The sequence below is a fragment of the Sphingobacterium sp. SGR-19 genome, assembly GCF_011043555.1.
Lineage (GTDB): Bacteria > Bacteroidota > Bacteroidia > Sphingobacteriales > Sphingobacteriaceae > Sphingobacterium.
Genome location: NZ_JAAKGS010000002.1, coordinates 1 through 20,126, shown reverse-complemented (window position 1 = coordinate 20,126; position 20,126 = coordinate 1). Strand labels below are relative to the sequence as shown.

Sequence of the window (20,126 nt, the reverse complement as noted above, 5' to 3'; positions counted from 1 at the left end):
AGCAATGGAAAAACAAGAATATACGATCACCTTATACACAGAGAATTCTATCGGTATGATAGGACGCATCTCGGGTATCTTTTCCAGAAGAAAGATCAATGTAGAAAGCTTGAACACCTCACCATCAGAGGTAGAAGGCATTCACCGCTTTACGATTTTAATCAACGAGAGCGAAGACGTGGTTCGTAAACTGTGTCGGCAAATTGAAAAACAAGTAGAGGTTTTAAAAGCCTATTACAATACAGATGAAGAATTGATCTGGCAAGAGCAAGCCCTTTACAAAGTTCCAACAGAGGTCATCGCCGAAAAGGCGTCCGTGGAGCGTCTCCTCCGGGAGTATGGTGCCTCTGCCGTCGTTATTAGACATGATTACACCGTGTTTGAAACGGCAGGCCATCGTGAAGAAATCGACCGTCTGACAGCGGCCTTAGGTGAATATGGACTCATCGAGTTTGTGCGCGGTGCTCGTATTGCCATCATCAAGGACAGTGCCGGCTTCCATACAAAAATAAAACAGTTTGAACGGGAAGAACCCGCTCCGGAGATTGTCGAGAATGAATACCTTGACCAACGGGATGATGTGTTCACGATGTAAAGAATCAAAAAAATGACAGAAATATTTAAATTTATTATAGACAGCCGTAACGCTTTTATCCGTTTATTGGACGAACTTACTCTAGATGAACTTAATCAAATTCCAGCGGGTTTTAACAACAATATCATCTGGAACTTCGGCCACATCGTCGTGAGTACACAAACACTATGCTATGTGCGGACGGGCATCACTTCCGATACATCTTTCGTCAAGTATATCGAAGCGTACAAAAAAGGTTCAAAACCCGAATATTTTGTTTCGGCGGAAGAAGTCGCTGAACTCAAGCAGCTGGCTATTTCTACTATTCAAAAAATACAGGAAGATTACCAGAAAGGGATATTCGAAAAAATCGTTCCTTTTGATACCTCCACCTTTGGCGAGCTAATAAACAGTATCGAAGAGCTTTTAGTCACGACTGTAGGACATGATAACACGCATTTCGGTTATGCTATGGCCCAACGGAGAGCAATTAAAAAATAAATCAATCAAAAACAAACGTATTATAATAACAAAAACAATGGCAAATTATTTTAACACATTACCTCTTAGAGAGCAATTAAACCAATTGGGACATGCAGAATTTATGGATTCCAATGAATTCTCTGATGGCGTTAACGCGCTAAAAGGTAAAAAAATCGTAATCGTGGGATGTGGTGCTCAAGGCTTGAACCAAGGCTTAAACCTCAGAGACAGTGGATTGGATGTATCTTATGCATTGCGTAAAGAAGCTATTGAAAAAAAAAGAGATTCTTGGAAAAACGCTACGGACAACAACTTCAACGTAGGAACCTACGAAGAATTGATTCCATCGGCAGATTTAGTAATCAACCTCACACCTGATAAACAACATACATCGGTTATCAATGCTGTTCAGCCATTGATGAAACAAGGAGCTGCGCTATCTTATTCACACGGTTTTAATATCGTAGAAGAAGGTATGCAGATACGTAAAGACATTACCGTTCTCATGGTAGCGCCTAAATGTCCCGGTTCTGAAGTCCGTGCGGAATATTTAAGAGGTTTCGGTGTTCCTACTTTAATTGCTGTACACCCAGAAAATGACCCAGAAGGTAAGGGATGGCCTTACGCAAAAGCATATTGTGTAGGTACAGGTGGACACCGTGCCGGTGTATTGAAGTCTTCATTTGTCGCCGAAGTGAAGTCCGACTTGATGGGTGAACAAACCATCCTTTGTGGTTTGTTGCAAACCGGTTCGATTTTATCTTTTGATAAAATGGTAGAAAAAGGTATTGACGCAGGTTACGCTTCGAAACTAGTACAATATGGCGTGGAGGTCATTACAGAAGCCTTGAAACATGGTGGCGTAAGTGGCATGCTGGATCGTCTGTCCAACCCAGCAAAAATCAAAGCTTTCCAAATATCGGAAGAATTGAAAGACATTATGCGTCCATTATTCCAAAAACACCAAGATGATATCATGTCGGGCGAATTTAGCAAAACGATGATGGAAGATTGGGCAAACGGAGACGCCAATCTATTAAAATGGAGAGCAGAAACAGGCGAAACTGCTTTTGAAAAAACACCTGCAGGTGATGTAAAAATTAGCGAGCAAGAATACTTTGACAACTATTTGTTAATGGTTGCTTTTGTAAGAGCAGGTGTAGAATTAGCTTTTGAAACCATGGTGGAAGCAGGTATTAAACCGGAATCTGCTTATTACGAGTCGTTGCATGAAACACCTTTGATTGCAAACACCATTGCGCGTAAAAAATTATTCGAAATGAACCGGGTCATTTCAGACACGGCTGAATATGGTTGCTACTTATTCGATCAAGCATGTAAGCCGTTGTTGGCAGATTTCATGAAAAAAGTAGATACCGATCTAGTAGGTAAAAACTTCAACGAAGGAAAAGACGGCTCTGTAGACAACGTTCAGCTTGTCCAAGTGAACGAGATTTTACGTAGCCATCCTGTAGAAACCGTGGGCGTTAGATTACGTAAAGCGATGACTGCGATGAAGGCCATCAAAACTGTTTAAGAGGCATTATAAGGTGACAAAGGGTTGCAAGGTTACGGGAATAGCGGTCTATCTCGTAACTTTGTAACTATATCACAAAAAAAGAGAGAAATGGGAAAAACATTAGTAGAGAAGATTTGGGATGCGCATGTCGTCAAGCGCCAGGAGGGCTTCCCAGATATTTTGTATATAGATACGCATTTGATTCATGAGGTAACTTCGCCTCAAGCATTTGACGGATTACGGAAAAGAGGATTACCGGTTTTTCGTCCGAATCAAACGGTGGCTACTGCGGATCACAACGTGCCTACACTCAATCAACATCTTCCAATCCAAGAAGAACTTTCACGGTATCAAGTGGATATGTTGACCAAAAACTGTAAGGAGTTTGGTATTGAGCTTTACGGCTTGGGACACCCCTATCAAGGTATCGTTCACGTTATCGGACCAGAGTTAGGTATTACCCAACCGGGAAAAACAATGGTATGTGGAGATAGTCATACTTCTACGCACGGTGCTTTCGGTGCCATTGCGTTTGGAATTGGAACATCGCAGGTAGAACAGGTATTTGCCACACAATGTCTATTGCAACAAAAACCAAAAACGATGAAAATCGAAGTTAACGGTGAGTTGGCAAAAGGCGTTGGCGCGAAAGACATTGTTTTATATATCATCTCCAAAACAACCGCTGCTGGCGGTACAGGGTATTTTGTCGAGTTTGCAGGTTCAGCTATTCGCTCATTAAGTATGGAAGGTCGGATGACGGTATGTAACATGAGTATAGAAATGGGTGCCCGCGGTGGACTTATCGCTCCGGATCAAACGACATTCGACTATGTTCATGGCCGGGAATTTGCGCCTAAGGGCGAAGACTGGGATAAGGCTCTTGCCTATTGGCAAACATTGTATTCCGACGAAGATGCACAATTCGATGCGGTATTGAAATTTGATGCTGCTGACATTCAACCCATGATTACCTATGGAACCAATCCGGGAATGGGAATCGGTATTTCGGAAGCCATTCCGGCAACTGTAGATCAACCTGAATCCGAACGTCCATCGTATAAAAAAGCATTGGATTATATGGGCTTCCGTGATAATGAGACATTATTAGGGCATCCGGTAGACTATGTTTTTATCGGCTCTTGTACCAACTCCCGTATCGAGGATTTACGGGCTGTTGCTTCTTTTGTACAAGGCAAGAAAAAAGCAGATAATGTAGAGGTATGGATTGTTCCGGGCTCTAAACAGGTAGAAGCGCAAGCGAAAGAAGAAGGGATAGATAAAATATTTGAAGAAGCAGGTTTTATGCTTCGCGAACCAGGCTGTTCGGCTTGTTTGGGTATGAATGAGGATAAAATCCCGGCAGGAAAATATTGTGTTTCGACTTCTAACAGAAATTTTGAAGGCCGACAGGGTCCAAATGCGCGTACCATGCTTGCCAGTCCCTTGACCGCTGCTGCTGCTGCTGTAAGCGGAAAAATTGTGGACGTTAGGGAGTTATTATTGGAGGAATATGATGTTGTTTAAACCATCCAACCGTAAGCTTTTGGGAGATGTGGATAAAAAAGCTTTTCAAACCATGCTTCGTTTTGAAGAGTACCTTGCACAAACTTCCATTTCTAAAATCCACGCCGAATTGATTAAAATCAGAGTATCTCAGATTAATGGCTGCTCTTATTGTATCGATAAGCACATTCAGGATGCTATACATTATGGCGAAGAGCACAGACGTATACATCTTTTGTCGGTTTGGCATGAGGTACCTTGTTTTTCTGAAGAGGAACGTGCAATCTTGGCGCTGTGTGATTGTATCACCCTCATCCATCAACAAGGTGTACCGGATGACGTATATGACCGAGCGCTGGAGATTTTAGGCCAGCAATATTTTACGGAGGTTATGATGGCTATCATCGCGATGAACGCTTGGAATAGAATTGGAATAACAACCGGACGTTTTCCGGAGATATAACGTTGAAATCTGATAACTTGCTGAAAGCAGCATGTATGCTTTTAAAGGCATACAGATAATGAATAAACAAACCGAGTGTAACGAGCTCATCTATACAATTGAGATCTAACACTCATAGATAACCGAGTGAAACGAGCTCATCTATACAATTGAGATTTAACACTCATAGATAACTATTCGAATGAAAAAATTTGAAAAATTAACATCAAGGATAGTACCCCTACCTATTGAAAATATCGACACCGACCAAATTATCCCTGCACGCTTTTTAAAAGCAACCACGAGAGAGGGATTCGGTGACAATTTATTCCGCGACTGGCGTTATGATAGTAACGGGCAACCGAAAACGGATTTTGTGATGAATAATCCGACATACAGCGGAAAAATATTGGTAGCCGGCAAAAATTTTGGTTGCGGTTCTTCCCGCGAGCATGCTGCATGGGCTATCCAAGATTATGGCTTTAACGTTGTCATCAGTTCATTCTTTGCCGATATTTTCAAAGGCAACGCACTAAACAACGGTGTATTGCCCATAACTGTTCCAGATGAATTTTTAGAGAAAATATTTGACGTCGTTTTTGCGGATCCGAATGCGGAACTAACCGTTGATTTAGAAGCACAAACAGTAACAATCAACGCTACGGGAGACAGCTTTGAGTTTGAAATCAACCCGTACAAAAAATCTTGTTTAATCAATGGCTATGACGATATTGACTACATCTTGAGCCACAAAGAAGTGATTGAAGCTTACGAACAACAACGCTAATGGAACAACCTGTCGTCCATATTGCCCATTTGAATCTCCAATACGCTGGCCAAGCGGTGTTGTCAGATTTTAATTGGAATATATATCCAGGCGAAAATTGGGTTATCGGTGGTAAAAGCGGTACAGGAAAAACTTCTTTAGCTAAAACGATCGTAGGAGAAGAGAAAGCTACGGGAGAAATCACCTTTCATTTTGATGGACATAGCACATGTCCACCATGCGCTTATTATGTTTCCAATTGGTATCAGTTTACCAATTTGGAAGGAGACCGTAACTTTTATTATCAACAGCGTTATAATAAATTCCAGAAAAACGATACGCTCACCGTTTACGCTGACCTCATCCATTTCGGACAGAAAAACGACCTTCGCTATGCGGATGTCGAGCCTATTTTGCGCGCACTAGGTTTCGAAAACAGTAAAGATACACAGCTGATTGAACTATCTAGTGGCGAACATAAAAAACTCCAATTGGTGCAAGCTCTCTGGCTTAATCCACAACTTTTAATCATTGACGAACCCTTTACAGGGCTTGACAAACAATCGAGGATTAACCTCCTAGATATTTTCAATGAAATTGCCCGTAAAGGGACAACGTTGATCTTAATTACAAACGATTCACGCCTCCCCTCTTGCATCAATCGTTTTGCTGAAATCGAAAACGGTCAACTCAACGTGGTGGAACAGGCGGAGGATTTTTCAAGAGATCATGTCCGCGAAAAGAAGCCTCTTCCCTATTTTTTACAAAAGGAACCAGAAACCTCTAGCCAAACCATGGTTGAGCTGAAAAATGTATCTGTTCGCTATGGAGACAAAATCGTATTAAAGAATGTAAGTTGGAGGGTAAAAGCAGGCGAAAAGTGGTTGTTGCAAGGGCCGAATGGCTCGGGTAAATCCACTTTGTTGAGTTTATTAAATGGTGATCATCCCCAAGCCTATTCTTCAGACATTTGGTTATTCGGAACCAAACGCGGCTCGGGCGAGAGCATTTGGGACATTAAGGAAAAGGTGGGTATTATCTCACCAGAGATGCATTGGTATTTCGACCGCAATGCGACCGTATGGCATACGGTGGCCTCGGGGTTTTACGATAGCATCGGTTGGTTTATGGATGTGAAGTACGAAGAAAAAAAACGTATGGAGCAGCTACTGGATTTCTTTGATTTATTGCCCTATAAAAACCAATTGCTTCAGACACTTCCCTTAGGGAAACAGCGCTTGGCTCTGTTGGCAAGAACCATCATCAAAAACCCACCATTACTCATATTGGACGAGCCCTGTCAAGGACTGGATATCGCACAAACCACACATTTCAACGCTGTGGTAGACGAGCTATGTGCACATGGCAATACGCTAATTTACGTCGGTCATTATGAATCACAATTACCTTCTTGCATAGAACATAAACTTATTTTGGAAAGAGGTGAGGTGGTAGAGGAAATAACGATATAATAATTATATACAAATGAACAAAAATATTTTAATCATCCCCGGAGATGGTATTGGACAAGAAGTAACGACATGGGGAAAACAAGTATTAGAATCAATAGCGGCGAAATACGGCCACGAGTTTAGCTTCGACGAAGCCATCATGGGACATACGGCTATTGAAGCAACAGGTAATCCCCTACCCGATGAAACGCTAGAAAAAGCGAAAATAGCAGACGCCATCCTATTTGGTGCTATCGGACATGCTAAATACGACAATGATCCTTCTGCGAAAGTAAGACCAGAACAGGGTTTATTGAAAATACGGAAAGAACTAGGTTTGTATGCCAACCTCCGCCCGATATTACTATTTGATGAGTTGTTAGAAGCTTCCAGCCTAAAGCCGGAAGTCCTACGTGGAACAGATATTTTATTTTTCCGCGAGTTGACTGGAGATGTATATTTCGGAGAAAAAACACGCAGTGAAGATAATACTTTTGCTTCGGATTTAATGAATTACCACCGTTACGAAGTAGAACGCATTGCACGTAAAGCTTATGACGCAGCTCGTACGCGTAACAAAAAGCTGTGCTCCGTTGATAAAGCAAACGTATTGGAAACGTCTCGCTTATGGCGAGATGTCGTCCAGGAAATAGCTCGTGAATATCCGGATGTGGAAACAGAACACATGTTTATCGATAACGCCGCTATGCAATTAGTGAAGAATCCTAAAAAGTTCGATGTCGTATTGACGGCCAATCTGTTCGGAGATATCCTGACGGACGAGGCTTCTCAGATTGCTGGTTCTATGGGCATGTTAGCCTCGGCATCTATTGGTGATGGAACCGGATTTTTCGAACCTATTCATGGTTCCGCGCACGATATTGCAGGACAGAACAAAGCAAACCCATTAGCATCTATCTTATCAGCGGCCTTAATGCTCGATATTGCTTTCGGCCTACAGGACGAAGCCAAAGCGGTGACCCAAGCGGTTGCGGACACGCTAAAAGCAGGTTGGCGAACCGGCGATATCGCCAATGCAGAAACACCTACTACACATCTATTGGGTACGAACGAGATGGGCGCCAAAGTATTGGAATGTTTGAGATAAGGAAAAATATTTTTTAATTTTAGGTTTTTAACCGATTCGCCAGCTGGCGGATCATCTTTAGATAATTATAAGACTATGTTACACGATCCTAATCATTTATATATTTTCGATACGACCCTACGCGATGGTGAACAGGTTCCAGGTTGTCAGTTAACGACTTCGGAAAAAATAGATATTGCCAAAGATTTAGAGCTTTTAGGTGTCGACATCATCGAAGCGGGATTCCCCGTATCGAGTCCAGGGGATTTCCAGTCGGTTGTCGAACTATCGAAAGCAGTAGATGATGTTATTATCTGCGCGCTTACACGTGCAAATAAGAACGATATTGATGTTGCCGCTGATGCGTTGAAGTATGCCAAACGTCCGCGTATCCACACGGGAATCGGCTCGTCGGATATGCATATACAATACAAATTCAATTCTACACGTGAGGAAATTTTGGAACGCGCTGTTGCGGCGGTAAAGCATGCCAAATCGTATGTAGAAGATGTTGAATTTTATGCAGAAGACGCTGGCCGGGCAGACTTAGCCTATTTAGCCAACATGGTAGAAGCTGTCATTGCTGCGGGCGCTACCGTTGTCAACATCCCCGATACCAACGGTTACTGTTTGCCAGATCAATATGGCGCCAAAATCAAATACTTAAAGGAGAATGTGAAAAACATCGATGAAGCTATCATCTCTGCACATTGCCATAATGATTTAGGATTAGCTACAGCCAATTCCATCGCCGCTGTTCAAAACGGAGCTCGTCAAGTAGAATGTACCATCAATGGCATCGGAGAACGCGCAGGAAATACCTCGCTGGAAGAAGTTGCGATGATTATGCAAGTGCACGCAAGTCAATTTCCGGGGTTAACCTCCAACATCAACAGCAAGATGTTCACACACATTTCTCGTAAAGTAAGCTCCATGATGCGCATGCCTGTCCAACCCAATAAGGCAATTGTCGGTAAAAATGCCTTTGCACATAGTTCTGGAATCCATCAGGATGGTTTCTTAAAGCATCGTGAAAATTACGAGATTATACGTCCGGAAGATGTAGGCTTGGTAGAAGCCGATATTATCCTGACTGCGCGTTCTGGCCGGCATGCATTGAAACACCATTTGGAACGTTTAGGTTATCAGCTGGACAAAGATAACCTTGCCGTAATTTATGAGAAGTTTCTTATCATGGCAGATGCAAAAAAAGACATCAACGACGAGGACCTACATACTTTATTAAAATAAAACGTGGCCAAACATTTAGAATTTGGAAAGCAAGGGGAATGGGAAGCACAGGAATTCCTTCGTACTCAAGGCTACCAAATTCTACAATTAAATTGGCGATATAAATGGTGGGAAATAGACATCATTGCTAAAGAGGGCGATATACTGGCTTTTATAGAAGTAAAAAGTCGCAGTTCAGCCGCATACGGTGAACCGTTTCAGTTTGTCAACGTAAAAAAGCAGAAAAGCCTCATCAAAGCAGCCGGTGTTTTTTTAAAACGAATCAACCATCAGGGCGATATCAGATTTGATATTGTTTCCATTTATAGCCGTAACGGCAAAAAAGATATTTCACTCGTTAAAGACGCCTTTTGGGGCAGTTATTCTTAAACAATATGACCTTAAACAACTTGTCCGACCACTGGCGGATAGATTCATGGCAAGCGGCGGAACGCATAAAAGACGTTGTGAACCGTACACCTTTGCAATATAACATACACCTTTCCGAAAAATATAATGCGGAGATATACTTAAAAAGGGAAGATCTGCAGGTGGTTCGTTCGTATAAACTGCGTGGTGCGTACAATAAAATTGTCAGTCTATCTGAAGACGAAAAACGCCGGGGCGTTACCTGTGCGAGTGCGGGCAATCACGCGCAAGGTGTTGCTCTTTCTTGTAAAAAATTAGATATCAAGGGAGTTATTTTTATGCCAGGCCCTACCCCACGTCAAAAAATTACACAAACAGAAATGTGGGGCAACGGTAATATTGAAATCGTATTGACGGGCGACACGTTCGACGATTGTCAAAAAGCAGCGTTGGAGTATACAAAAGAACACAACATGACGTTCATTCCTCCTTTCGATGACGAAAAAATAATCGAGGGACAAGGTACGGTCGCAGTAGAAATATTGGAAGATCTTCCGGATGTAGATGCTGTTATTATTCCTATAGGGGGGGGCGGATTATCGTCCGGGTTGAGCTATCACATGAAAAAACATGCTCCCCATGTGAAACTGTACGGCGTGGAACCAGAAGGGGCATCGTCCATGATTGCCGCTATGCGGAATAACGGCCCGATAGAACTGGAACACATTAATAAATTTGTGGATGGAGCCGCGGTGAAAAAAATAGGCGTTTTAACGTACGAGATTAGCAGTAAACTACTTGATAGTGTGAAGCCAATACCCGAAGGCAAAATCTGTACCACCATTTTACAGCTTTACAATAAGGACGCTATTGTGGCAGAACCTGCAGGCGCATTATCCATCGCTGCGTTAGATTTTCACAAAGAAGAGATAGAAGGGAAAAAAGTTGTTTGCATTGTATCCGGAGGCAACAATGATATCGATCGGATGAGCGAAATTAAAGAAATGTCGTTACTCTACGAAGGTTTTAAGCATTACTTTATCGTTCGCTTCCCACAACGTCCGGGTGCTTTACGCCTACTTGTGACAGAAGTACTCGGACCAAAGGACGACATTACCCGATTCGAATATATTAAGAAAACAGAACGTGAAAGAGGTCCGGCATTGATTGGCATCGAACTAAATGATCCGAAAGATTATATCTCTTTTATCGAAAGAATGAAATCCTATAAATTCGATTTCATCGAGGTTAACAAGGATCAGACGTTGTTTGAGTATTTGGTTTAATCCTTTGTTTTCAACATATTCCGTTCTTTCACTTTGTTGATAATGCCTTTATTTAAAGCATGTGGCAAGGAAAGAGACGTACTTTTTCGAGAAGATGCCCGTAGACTGCTACCGGTAGGAACAGCTCGTTCTAACGCTTTGGCCAACATATCATCTCTTGTATCTCCAAAATCGAGAAAGAAATAGTCTACAATCCAACCCTCATCTACTGCAAGACCATTCCAATAATCTGTATACTCATCTGCATTAACCGTCTTAAAGGATGTCACCCACAGCTGTATGTCGTCGGTAATGTCTTCTGGAAAGAAGCCGACGGGTTTTCCATATGTACGATTGGCGTCACCAATGAGCACAACGTCCATATAAGGCTTTAACACATTTATCAATAGTTCCGCGGCGGAAGCTGTCTGCTCCGTGACCAAAAAATAAATAGTTGTTAAGTCTAACATGTTTTTTTTCTCAAAAGAAACAGGTGTAAAATCAAATTCACCTGAGGCTTTTTCTGTATACGGTCTGAGGTAATCGTTTACCTCATAATAAAACATCAATTTCCCGTCATCCGCTTTGTTTATTAATTTATTCGCTAAATATATAGCTGCATCTACATAGCCTCCGGTATTATACCGAATATCTAGAATTAGATCTTTGATACCTGCATCTTCAAACGACTTGAAAACTTCGTCCATACGCTTCTGATTATCGTGTCCATATCGCCACTCCTCTTCAAAAGAAGAATAGGCTAGATAACCGATATTCTTATTATGCTCGGGATACTTATATATCGAATCTTTGACAATCGGGTCTATCGCGTAAGAGGAACTATAAGTCATAGTATAGTCCTGTCCCTCTTCTTCTAGTGTCTCCACGGTCTTCACTTTCAAAGTCAGGGTGCTTTCTTCCAATTTTCTTTTGAATTTCTCACTATCTGCGCCTGACACCTCACCGCTTTGTCCTAGCATTGCCTTAATTTCTTCTCCATTAACACTGTAAACAATCATTCCACGTTTAACACCGGCCTTCTGTGCCGGTGACCCAACCTCCACAAACGCTATAACAGGAAGCGCATAATTTACATCACCAATCACCCCCCAACCAAACTGAATGCCATAACCTTCATTGGTATCCATCCAGAATCCGTGAGAACGGCTACTATTGCCTTCCGACCCAGATTCTACTAAATAGGAATAACGATCATAGCGATTCCCGACAGTAATATCTAGAGTTTGATAGGGTTGGAAGGAATATTGAGGTGTCATGTTTTTTAACCCCGCTAAGAGACTTTGATTAGAAGAATATTTCTTCGCAAACTCCAACCGCCCTTCCTCGTCAAGATCCGGAATCTGCTCTGTCCATAAGGAATACTTATTAAAATAGTCGTAGATATCTCCCTTAATGAAATCATCTTCGGTAGGTTCTGGCTTTGGTTCTACAGGTGGTTTTATCTCCTTCTTACAAGCAAATAAAAGCCCTAAACAGCACACTAGTAAATAATTTTGTAGGTTCATTAACCGTCTATTTGTCGGTTACTAAGATAGTGGTTATTTTTATTATTTCTTAAAGATACGCTAAGCATTAGTTTTGTTCTCTAAAAGCAGAAGGGATTACACCCGTTTTTGATTTAAAAAATTTAGAAAAACTAGCTTGATCATAAAATCCCAACTCATAAGCAATTTCTTTGACAGATCTATCAGAAACCTTAAGTAACCTTTTAGCTTCTAATAAAACTCGATCTTGGATGAGAAAGGATGCAGAAATAAACATATATTTCCTGCATAGGATATTCAGGTAATTAGCTGATATATATAATTTCTCTGCATAAAAACCCACTGATCTACTTTCTCTAAAATAGCGATCCACTAATATGGAGAATTTCGACAAAATAGGGTTTATATTATAAACTTGAATATCCTTGAACATACCTTCCAACACTAAACTCACCAAAAGGGATACTATTTGCAAACGAGAAGTTAACAAAGGCCAACATATATTTTTACACTGTAAACTCTGCCCGATCTGTCCAAATTCATATCGCAATGTGGTAAATTGCTCAGGCGACAATTGCAATACAGGATGTTTCTGGTAAAATGTCTGTGGAAATCGAAAAGAAGGAACGATATGTTCAAATAACGATCTATCAACCATCAGTTGATATCCAACCGTTTCCTCCTCAATATGCCATTGATGCACTTGCCCTGGAAACACCAAATGCAATTGATAATCCCCAAGGCTATGCTCGATAAAATCAATTTTGTGCATACCCCTCGCTTTCTCAAACAAGAGGATCATAAAAAAATCATGCTTATGTGGTCTATCGATATGCCGTTCGCCATGCAACTCGTGGAACAACAAGCTGTTGTTCGAAAAGAGGCCCTCATGATATCGGCTTATCCCCAAAACAGGAAAAGATTCCTGTCCCTTGCGACCCCCCATATTCAAGGTATTTGTTTTTTCTACAATTTACTAATTTTTTCCGATCTGAAGTATTTTCACTATTTCCGTGTACCCCAACTGTTTAGCATGCTGTAGTGAAAAGACTCCGTCTTTATCCGAAATTAACGTATCGCATCCGGCATCTACTAAAATTTGTACAATCTCGATGTAACGTGCACCTCCGTCGCCAAGCACCACCGCTTCCATCAGCGCGGTCCAACCTAATCGGTTTACGTGATCTATCGGAAAACCGCTTGTATTAGCCAGCAAACGTACCGTTTCCACATGACCACGTTCACAGGCCGGAATAAGTGCAGTTCCGTTATAACGATTATATACATCAAAACGCGCACCATGCTTTAAAAACAGTTGTAAGAAACTCCTTTGTCCAGCCGCACCGGCATACAAAAAGGCGCTATCATGATGGCTATCTTGCAAGTTGACATCTGCACCATGTTGTAAAAGTAATTCTACCATCGCTCTGTTATCTGCCTGCGTTGCTATCAATAACAAAGATTTTCCACTCTCGTCCTGCGTGTTCACATCTATTCCTCGCTCCAGTGCTTTTACAACAACCTCTATTTTATTCTCTTGCACCCCCCATACAATGGACTTTGGGGATGTTTTCATTTCCATATACTCCTTCTGTTCCTAGAATACCATATTTCCTTTATATACCAATGACTTAACAGGAGATATCCGGGATACGGCCTCTGCAGAACAGCTGGCATCTAAAAGCACAAAGCTTGCTTCTTTTCCTTCCTTGGGCCATTGTTGTATCCCGTTATCGTCGAGGGGCAATACATTACACGTGGCAAGCTTTAAGCTACGCGACAACATATATTCCGTGTTATATCCATACAGCTGCGCCATCAAATTAGCCTTCTCTAACACACTTCCCGACCCAAAAGTATTCCAGTGGTCCACAATACTATCGTTACCCGTAGCAACATCTACCCCATGCTTATATAAAGTTGGGATAGGCATAATTAATCGCCCAAATGGAATAGTCGATACTATACCAATTTTTGCTTGCCCTAATTTTTCAGCAAGTTCTTCCTGTTTTTTTGGTTCTATAGTACCAAGCACAAAGCAATGACTTAGAAAAGTTTTACCCTTTAAAACCGGATTTTCATTGACCCGATCAATTAAATATTCCACCGTTTTTAAGCCAGAATCACCAGATTCATGTAAGTGTATATCTATGCCCTTTCCATTATCCAGCGCCAGTTGAACGATAAAATCAATAGGTTTCTCTATACTTCCGTCAATACTATATGGATCAACACCTCCTATATAATCGATATTCATCGTTGCGGCTTCCTTCATAAGACTAACAGAATCAGTATAAAAAAGGCCATGTTGTGGGAAAGCCACTAATTCGGCACCAAACAAACTCTTTTTATTTTCCAGCGCTATTTCAAGATTTTTCAAAGAATTAAGGCCCGATGTCGGTTCAATATTCACATGGCTTCTAGCAAACGCCGTCCCATAGGACTGTAACAGCTCAATAAGTTTTTCAGCACGATATGTAGATGTTTTTAGCAGCTCTGGTAGAATTTCCTGTTCCAATGCAATCATGCCTTTCACTCCTCCCTGTCTTTTACGGGTAGCTCGCCAAGGCCCGGCATAAAATGTCTTATCCAAATGTATATGCATATCTTTAAAAGCGGGTAACATCAATAACCCCTGCGCGTCGATTGCCTGCTTATGCTTATCATTTGGCGCAATAGTGCTAATTTTTCCTTTGGAAATTTCTATACAGAACAACGCTGTAGATGTGGCCACAACCTCACCTTCCTCATATATAAAACCGGTTTCCAGTCGAACGTTCTTTAGCCAAAAAGATTGTTCATCACACAAAATCTCTTTCTTCATATCTTTACTTGTTGCATCATCAGCTGCAAATCCCTGATGGGAGGCCATAAAGCTGCCCAATAGCAAGGTAGAATTTCTTATAAAATCCTTACGGGATACATAGTCTCTGTTCATGGTATAAATCTCATTTTTACAAAAATAGCGATTAGACAATCTCTAGGACTATAAGAATCATCACAATACTTGTACAATTTATAACAAACCAACACCATACGATCACATACAAAAGATAACCCCGATACTTCTTTCTTAATTTTTTAGAAAATTGGTCTAAAAAACCGAACTTATTCAAACACAGCAACTACGAAAAAAACGTCAGAAATGAGTCAGTTTTTTACCCATATGACCTATACAATTTTTATATAAAATTTGTGTAAATTTTAGTCGGCAAAATTGATTTTAAAGTTATCAACATTCACATCAAATTCTATAAATCAATGTTTTATACGAAAAAACGCGCCTAGAACCCGGTTTATTCTTCGAGTTTGTTAACCATGTGGAAAAGTATCGTTACCGCTCGGAATTAAAATGTTGGATATTTGTTATGCTTGAGATGCAGACCCGCCTCAAGTCTCGTGTTTTAACTTCTTGAAGATGGTAACATCTTCGCAAATTTAAACTTACAACAACATGGCAAGAATCATTAAATTCGAAAAAAATGACTGTGCGCCATGCGCACAAGTGTCCGCCTTCTTAGACAATAGAGGGATCACATACGAAACCATCAATCCGTTCGACCAACCTGATTTAGCTGCTAAGTTTAAAATCAGAACGGTTCCAACGGTCCTTGTACTCGACAACGAAGAAGTACAGCAACGCATCATCGGTTTCAAACCCGAAGAATTAGCGTCTATAGCCCTTTAATTGTTTCACCTTTAACGGAGCGAGATATGGTTCATCTATATTACGATTCACGAACAGGAAATGTTCAGCGCTTTATCAACAAAGTTATCCAAATTACCGGATGGCAAGCACATAAGATTGAAGAAAGTCTGGAAATTCAAGCGTCCGGACATTTGATTACTTATACGACGAAGATGGGAAGCATGCCGGACAAAACGAAGATGTTTATGGATAACCACGCCGAAAAAATTTATTCCGTGACCTCCAGTGGTAACAGGAACTGGGGTAGAAACTTTGGGTTGGCAGCCGACAAGATATCAGAAGATTACGATATCCCACTCGCCATGAAATTCGAGCTTTCTGGCACCATGGAAGATATCAATCAATTTATTGAAATTATAAAACACCAATACAATGATAGCAAACGAGGTAGCAAAAAATTGGATATTGCTTAATAACGAAATCATGATTAAGCATGATGAGGAGTACAGCTTACATAAAGACAAAGAAGCTGTGCGTGCCTATTTCTTGGAACATGTAAACAAGAACACTGTTTTCTTTTATACGCTGAAAGAAAAGATTGATTACTTGATCGAGCATAATTATTATATCAATTTCTACGAGTGGTTCACCTTCGAAGAAATGGAACAGGTATACAATTATGTCCATGCCAAGAAATTCCGTTTCCAATCGTTCATGGCAGCATTTAAGTTCTTCCAGAGTTACGCATTACGTGATGATTCGGGGGAAAAATTCTTAGAGCGCTATGAAGACCGTGTGGTTGCCGTAGCACTTTTCCTTGCTCGAGAAGAGGGTATACAAAAAGCTATCGAGTATGCCGAAATCATGATCAATCAAGAATATCAGCCTGCTACCCCGACATTCTTGAACGCTGGAAAAAAACGTTCCGGCGAATTGGTATCTTGTTTCTTAGATGAAATTGGCGACAATCTGAACGGTATAGGTTATGCTGTCGACTCCGCCATGAAGCTATCTTCTATCGGTGGTGGTGTTTCCTTTAATATTTCCAAAATTCGGGCTCGCGGAGAAGCTATCAAAGGTGTAGATGGTCGTGCCGGAGGTGTTCTTCCTATTATGAAAATCATGGAAGATACGTTCTCCTATGCCAACCAACTGGGGCAACGCCCAGGTGCCGGAGCAGTGTACCTCAATATCTTTCACGCCGACATCGAAGAATTCCTTGATTGTAAAAAAATCAATGTCGACGAAAAAGTACGCATTAAGTCACTTTCTATAGGCATCATCGTTCCGGATAAATTCATGGAGATGGCCGAAAAAGACGAACCTTGCTATCTCATTTATCCACATACCGTGATGCAAGAATATGGTAAATATCTGGACGACATGGATATGGATAAAATGTATGATGAATTGATTACCAATCCAAACGTCAAAAAGAAAAAAGTTAATGCACGCCATTTATTGGTACGTATTGCCCAAATTCAGAAAGAATCCGGTTATCCCTACATCTTTTTCAAGGAGAATACCAATAGAGCACATGCCCTAAACGGGATCGGACAAGTGAAGTTCTCTAACTTGTGTACCGAAATTATGCAGGTTTCTGAAGTTTCGGATATCGAGATCTATGGTAAGGAGGACACTATCCGCTATGGTATATCCTGTAACCTCGGATCACTTAATATTGCAACCGTAATGGATAACAAACGTATTAAAGAAGCTGTGAAAACGGCCACACGTGCGTTAACTGTCGTCACGGATGTAACGAACATCGATATGGTTCCATCCATTGCTAAAGCTAACAGAGAATTACATTCCGTTGGATTAGGCGCTATGAACTTGCACGGTTATCTGGCAAAAAGCTTCATTATGTATGAATCAACAGAAGCATTAGATTTTGCCAATACCTTTTTCATGATGATGAATTACTATTCTTTGGAAGCTTCTATGGAGATCGCTAAAGAGCGTGGTAAAACATTTGTAGGCTTTGAGAAATCAGCTTACGCAGACGGTACCTACTTCGATAAATATACATCGCAAGACTATTTACCAACCACCGACAAGGTTAAAGAATTGTTTGAAGGTGTCCACGTGCCAACGAGACAAGATTGGGAAAACTTAAAAGCACAAGTACAAGAACATGGTATCTACCATGCTTACCGCTTGGCTATCGCACCAAACCAATCTACTTCCTATATCATGAATGCAACGGCATCGGTTATGCCTGTGGTAGATATTATCGAAGTGCGGGAATACGGTGACAGTACGACCTATTATCCAATGCCTTATTTAACGAACGATAATTATTTTTATTTCAAGTCGGCATACGATATGGATCAATTCAAGGTACTCAAGTTGATCTCGGTTATCCAGCGTCATATCGATCAAGGCGTGTCTACGATTCTTCACACCAATTCAAAGGATACAACGAGAGATTTAGCGAAATACTACATCTATGGCCATAAACTCGGTCTGAAATCGCTGTACTATACGCGTACACGTAAATCAACCGTAGAAGAATGTATCTCCTGTTCAGCGTAACTGGGGTAAAAAGATAGAAACCGATCACTTACTATTAGTGATCACGAATAAAAATAGACATACAATGAAACAATATAAAGCGGTAAACTGGAATACCCCTGAAAACGACTATGTGTTGATGTTCTGGGAACAGAACATCAAACAATTCTGGATTGATACGGAATATATCCCTTCCAAAGACATCGACAGTTGGAAAGGACTAAGTTGGGACATGAAAGAGTGCTATAAGAAAGCATTAGGCGGACTAACGTTGTTAGATACGCTCCAAAGCCATACGGGTATGCCTAAAATCATCGATCATATCGACTCCTTGCAGAATAAAGCGGTACTGTCGTATATGTGTATGATGGAAGCCATACACGCAAAGTCATATTCCACTATTTTTACGACAGTATCAACAACAAACGAAATCAATGACGTATTCGGTTGGGTAAAAGAGAACAAGTTCTTACAGTACAAAGCCGCAACTATCGATAAATATTACCGTGCCATTGATAAGGAAAAAGTCTCCGATGAAGAACTTTTTATGGCGCTTGGTGCATCGGTGTTATTAGAATCTTTTTTATTCTATTCAGGCTTCTTCTTGCCTCTTTGGTTGTGCGGTCAGGGACAAATGGTCGCTTCCGCAGACATTATCAAGAAGATTATTGCCGATGAATCGATCCATGGTGTGTTCGTAGGTCTCATTGCACAGGAAGTATTTGCCAAACTTCCGAACAAAGAAGAAGTAAAAGCACGCTTCTTGAATTTGTTGAATGACCTCTATGAAAACGAGATTAAGTACACCGAAGAATTGTATACTGTCGTAGGGCTAACTGCCGAAGTGAAAGAGTATGTACGCTACAACGGGAATAAAGCACTAATGAATCTCGGTTTCGATCCTATTTTTGAAGTGAAGCAAGTAAACCCTATTGTATTGAATGGGTTGAATACAGAAACTACGCAACATGATTTCTTCTCGAAGAAATCCACAAACTACGAGAAAGCCATGGAAATTGTACATCTAAAAGATGACGATTTCAAAATGGACATTTCGCTGGAAGTATAAAAAGTTTAACAAACCGTATCTATTTAATAAGCCTTTTTCGATTTCGAAAAGGGCTTATTTCTTTTAGTGGAAACTGCTGCTCTACTCCACTAACCCAACATAAACGGAGTCCGACAACTCCTCTGTATACACATCAACAACTCCCATATACACATGTAGTGGCCCTTTTTTATATGCTAATAACGTACATAACATGCTGTACTCTCCTTTATGCACATCCTCCTCAGCAACATTGAATCGGAACTCATGATCAATGTCGTAAATTAAAATATTAACTCTGTAGGTTTCGCTACCTCGCGTGGCTTCATAGCTCCATTTAAAATGTAACCTATCATTTTCCCGCCAGACCAAACAGTCCTTCGGTGGGTTCAAGCTTCCACGAAACACACGTACTTTTCCCGGATTGACGAATGGTTTACCTTTCTCATCAATCTCCAAACATTCTTTGAAAATATGTGATTGTGCTAATTGTACGGCTCCTACCCGACTACCTTTGGGAGCTAGTTCCCTATATCCGTAACGTAAACAAGGAACTAACACCGTAGAAAAACCACTGGCAACCTTCATCTTTGCCCGATTTAATAACATGGCCTCCGTTGGTTTTTTCGTAGATGGTTTCCGCTTTCCCCGGATAATGTTCTGACCATTGAGTACATAACCGTAAACACTTCCTACTTTTCCGATATAAGCCCCG

At 41.0% G+C, this 20,126-nt stretch carries 20 protein-coding genes; 15 read left to right on the top strand and 5 right to left on the bottom strand.

Features of this window, described 5'->3' with window-relative positions; all coding sequences use genetic code 11:
* Positions 1-4: 4 nt before the first annotated feature.
* The 11 genes from ilvN (at position 5) to ilvA (ending at position 10,713) form a co-directional block, all read left to right on the top strand.
* The gene (ilvN, locus tag G5B43_RS04125) at positions 5-595 is read left to right on the top strand and encodes an acetolactate synthase small subunit (protein WP_165293465.1); all 591 of its coding nucleotides are present in this window, start codon (positions 5-7) and stop codon (positions 593-595) included.
* 12 nt (positions 596-607) lie between these two features.
* A complete protein-coding gene (locus G5B43_RS04120) occupies positions 608-1,075 on the top strand; it encodes a DinB family protein (RefSeq protein WP_165293464.1) in 468 nt (155 codons plus the stop codon).
* Positions 1,076-1,112: 37 nt separating this feature from the next.
* Entirely contained in the window at positions 1,113-2,594 is a 1,482-nt protein-coding gene (ilvC, locus tag G5B43_RS04115) for a ketol-acid reductoisomerase (RefSeq protein ID WP_165293463.1), read from the top strand.
* Positions 2,595-2,684: 90 nt separating this feature from the next.
* The gene (gene leuC, locus G5B43_RS04110) at positions 2,685-4,103 is read left to right on the top strand and encodes a 3-isopropylmalate dehydratase large subunit (RefSeq protein ID WP_165293462.1); all 1,419 of its coding nucleotides are present in this window, start codon (positions 2,685-2,687) and stop codon (positions 4,101-4,103) included.
* Entirely contained in the window at positions 4,090-4,545 is a 456-nt protein-coding gene (locus tag G5B43_RS04105) for a carboxymuconolactone decarboxylase family protein (RefSeq protein WP_240904746.1), read from the top strand. The genes leuC and G5B43_RS04105 overlap by 14 nt, the downstream gene beginning before the upstream one ends.
* 181 nt (positions 4,546-4,726) lie before the next feature.
* Complete coding sequence (gene leuD / locus G5B43_RS04100) at positions 4,727-5,311, top strand: 3-isopropylmalate dehydratase small subunit (RefSeq protein ID WP_165293461.1); 585 nt, start codon at positions 4,727-4,729, stop codon at positions 5,309-5,311.
* The gene (locus tag G5B43_RS04095) at positions 5,311-6,762 is read left to right on the top strand and encodes an ATP-binding cassette domain-containing protein (RefSeq protein ID WP_165293460.1); all 1,452 of its coding nucleotides are present in this window, start codon (positions 5,311-5,313) and stop codon (positions 6,760-6,762) included. Before leuD ends, G5B43_RS04095 begins: the two co-directional genes overlap by 1 nt.
* Before the next feature lie 13 nt (positions 6,763-6,775).
* On the top strand, positions 6,776-7,849 hold the full coding sequence (gene leuB / locus G5B43_RS04090; RefSeq protein WP_165293459.1) for a 3-isopropylmalate dehydrogenase: 1,074 nt from the start codon (positions 6,776-6,778) through the stop codon (positions 7,847-7,849).
* A gap of 75 nt (positions 7,850-7,924) precedes the next feature.
* Positions 7,925-9,079, top strand: a complete 1,155-nt coding sequence (locus tag G5B43_RS04085) for a 2-isopropylmalate synthase (RefSeq protein ID WP_165293458.1) — start codon at positions 7,925-7,927, stop codon at positions 9,077-9,079.
* 3 nt (positions 9,080-9,082) lie between these two features.
* A complete protein-coding gene (locus G5B43_RS04080) occupies positions 9,083-9,448 on the top strand; it encodes a YraN family protein (protein ID WP_165293457.1) in 366 nt (121 codons plus the stop codon).
* Between the two features lie 5 nt (positions 9,449-9,453).
* The gene (gene ilvA / locus G5B43_RS04075; RefSeq protein ID WP_165293456.1) at positions 9,454-10,713 is read left to right on the top strand and encodes a threonine ammonia-lyase IlvA; all 1,260 of its coding nucleotides are present in this window, start codon (positions 9,454-9,456) and stop codon (positions 10,711-10,713) included.
* On the opposite strand, the gene G5B43_RS04070 is transcribed toward ilvA, so the two are convergent.
* From G5B43_RS04070 to G5B43_RS04055, 4 genes are all read right to left on the bottom strand, one after another.
* On the bottom strand, positions 10,710-12,218 hold the full coding sequence (locus G5B43_RS04070) for a S41 family peptidase (RefSeq protein ID WP_165293455.1): 1,509 nt from the start codon (positions 12,216-12,218) through the stop codon (positions 10,710-10,712). The two genes, ilvA and G5B43_RS04070, sit on opposite strands and share 4 nt — an antisense overlap.
* Positions 12,219-12,285: 67 nt before the next feature.
* Positions 12,286-13,143, bottom strand: a complete 858-nt coding sequence (locus G5B43_RS04065; RefSeq protein WP_165293454.1) for a helix-turn-helix domain-containing protein — start codon at positions 13,141-13,143, stop codon at positions 12,286-12,288.
* A gap of 30 nt (positions 13,144-13,173) precedes the next feature.
* Positions 13,174-13,779 (bottom strand): ankyrin repeat domain-containing protein, encoded by a 606-nt coding sequence (locus G5B43_RS04060; protein WP_165293453.1) that lies wholly within the window; start codon positions 13,777-13,779, stop codon positions 13,174-13,176.
* A 15-nt stretch (positions 13,780-13,794) separates the two neighbouring features.
* Positions 13,795-15,135 (bottom strand): amidohydrolase family protein, encoded by a 1,341-nt coding sequence (locus G5B43_RS04055; RefSeq protein WP_165293452.1) that lies wholly within the window; start codon positions 15,133-15,135, stop codon positions 13,795-13,797.
* Positions 15,136-15,651: 516 nt separating this feature from the next.
* Here G5B43_RS04055 and G5B43_RS04050 point away from each other — a divergent pair.
* The 4 genes from G5B43_RS04050 (at position 15,652) to nrdF (ending at position 19,432) form a co-directional block, all read left to right on the top strand.
* The gene (locus G5B43_RS04050; protein ID WP_165293451.1) at positions 15,652-15,885 is read left to right on the top strand and encodes a glutaredoxin family protein; all 234 of its coding nucleotides are present in this window, start codon (positions 15,652-15,654) and stop codon (positions 15,883-15,885) included.
* 26 nt (positions 15,886-15,911) lie between these two features.
* Positions 15,912-16,319, top strand: a complete 408-nt coding sequence (gene nrdI, locus G5B43_RS04045) for a class Ib ribonucleoside-diphosphate reductase assembly flavoprotein NrdI (protein ID WP_165293450.1) — start codon at positions 15,912-15,914, stop codon at positions 16,317-16,319.
* A complete protein-coding gene (gene nrdE / locus G5B43_RS04040) occupies positions 16,279-18,384 on the top strand; it encodes a class 1b ribonucleoside-diphosphate reductase subunit alpha (RefSeq protein WP_165293449.1) in 2,106 nt (701 codons plus the stop codon). Before nrdI ends, nrdE begins: the two co-directional genes overlap by 41 nt.
* A 64-nt stretch (positions 18,385-18,448) precedes the next feature.
* Positions 18,449-19,432: a class 1b ribonucleoside-diphosphate reductase subunit beta gene (nrdF, locus tag G5B43_RS04035; protein ID WP_165293448.1), complete on the top strand. Its 984-nt coding sequence runs from the start codon at positions 18,449-18,451 to the stop codon at positions 19,430-19,432.
* 81 nt (positions 19,433-19,513) lie between these two features.
* Here the strand turns inward: nrdF and G5B43_RS04030 are convergent.
* On the bottom strand, positions 19,514-20,126 hold a 613-nt coding region (locus tag G5B43_RS04030), incomplete at its 5' end, for a DUF6266 family protein (protein WP_206367233.1).

Excerpts from the sequence above, each read along its gene's own strand:
- ilvN (WP_165293465.1), top strand. The coding sequence starts at position 5 with ATGGAAAAACAAGAATATACGATCACCTTATACACAGAGAATTCTATC.
- G5B43_RS04120 (WP_165293464.1), top strand. The coding sequence starts at position 608 with ATGACAGAAATATTTAAATTTATTATAGACAGCCGTAACGCTTTTATC.
- ilvC (WP_165293463.1), top strand. The coding sequence starts at position 1,113 with ATGGCAAATTATTTTAACACATTACCTCTTAGAGAGCAATTAAACCAA.
- leuC (WP_165293462.1), top strand. The coding sequence starts at position 2,685 with ATGGGAAAAACATTAGTAGAGAAGATTTGGGATGCGCATGTCGTCAAG.
- G5B43_RS04105 (WP_240904746.1), top strand. The coding sequence starts at position 4,090 with ATGATGTTGTTTAAACCATCCAACCGTAAGCTTTTGGGAGATGTGGAT.
- leuD (WP_165293461.1), top strand. The coding sequence starts at position 4,727 with ATGAAAAAATTTGAAAAATTAACATCAAGGATAGTACCCCTACCTATT.
- G5B43_RS04095 (WP_165293460.1), top strand. The coding sequence starts at position 5,311 with ATGGAACAACCTGTCGTCCATATTGCCCATTTGAATCTCCAATACGCT.
- leuB (WP_165293459.1), top strand. The coding sequence starts at position 6,776 with ATGAACAAAAATATTTTAATCATCCCCGGAGATGGTATTGGACAAGAA.
- G5B43_RS04085 (WP_165293458.1), top strand. The coding sequence starts at position 7,925 with ATGTTACACGATCCTAATCATTTATATATTTTCGATACGACCCTACGC.
- ilvA (WP_165293456.1), top strand. The coding sequence starts at position 9,454 with ATGACCTTAAACAACTTGTCCGACCACTGGCGGATAGATTCATGGCAA.
- G5B43_RS04070 (WP_165293455.1), bottom strand. The coding sequence starts at position 12,218 with ATGAACCTACAAAATTATTTACTAGTGTGCTGTTTAGGGCTTTTATTT.
- G5B43_RS04065 (WP_165293454.1), bottom strand. The coding sequence starts at position 13,143 with ATGGGGGGTCGCAAGGGACAGGAATCTTTTCCTGTTTTGGGGATAAGC.
- G5B43_RS04060 (WP_165293453.1), bottom strand. The coding sequence starts at position 13,779 with ATGGAAATGAAAACATCCCCAAAGTCCATTGTATGGGGGGTGCAAGAG.
- G5B43_RS04055 (WP_165293452.1), bottom strand. The coding sequence starts at position 15,135 with ATGAACAGAGACTATGTATCCCGTAAGGATTTTATAAGAAATTCTACC.
- G5B43_RS04050 (WP_165293451.1), top strand. The coding sequence starts at position 15,652 with ATGGCAAGAATCATTAAATTCGAAAAAAATGACTGTGCGCCATGCGCA.
- nrdI (WP_165293450.1), top strand. The coding sequence starts at position 15,912 with ATGGTTCATCTATATTACGATTCACGAACAGGAAATGTTCAGCGCTTT.
- nrdE (WP_165293449.1), top strand. The coding sequence starts at position 16,279 with ATGATAGCAAACGAGGTAGCAAAAAATTGGATATTGCTTAATAACGAA.
- nrdF (WP_165293448.1), top strand. The coding sequence starts at position 18,449 with ATGAAACAATATAAAGCGGTAAACTGGAATACCCCTGAAAACGACTAT.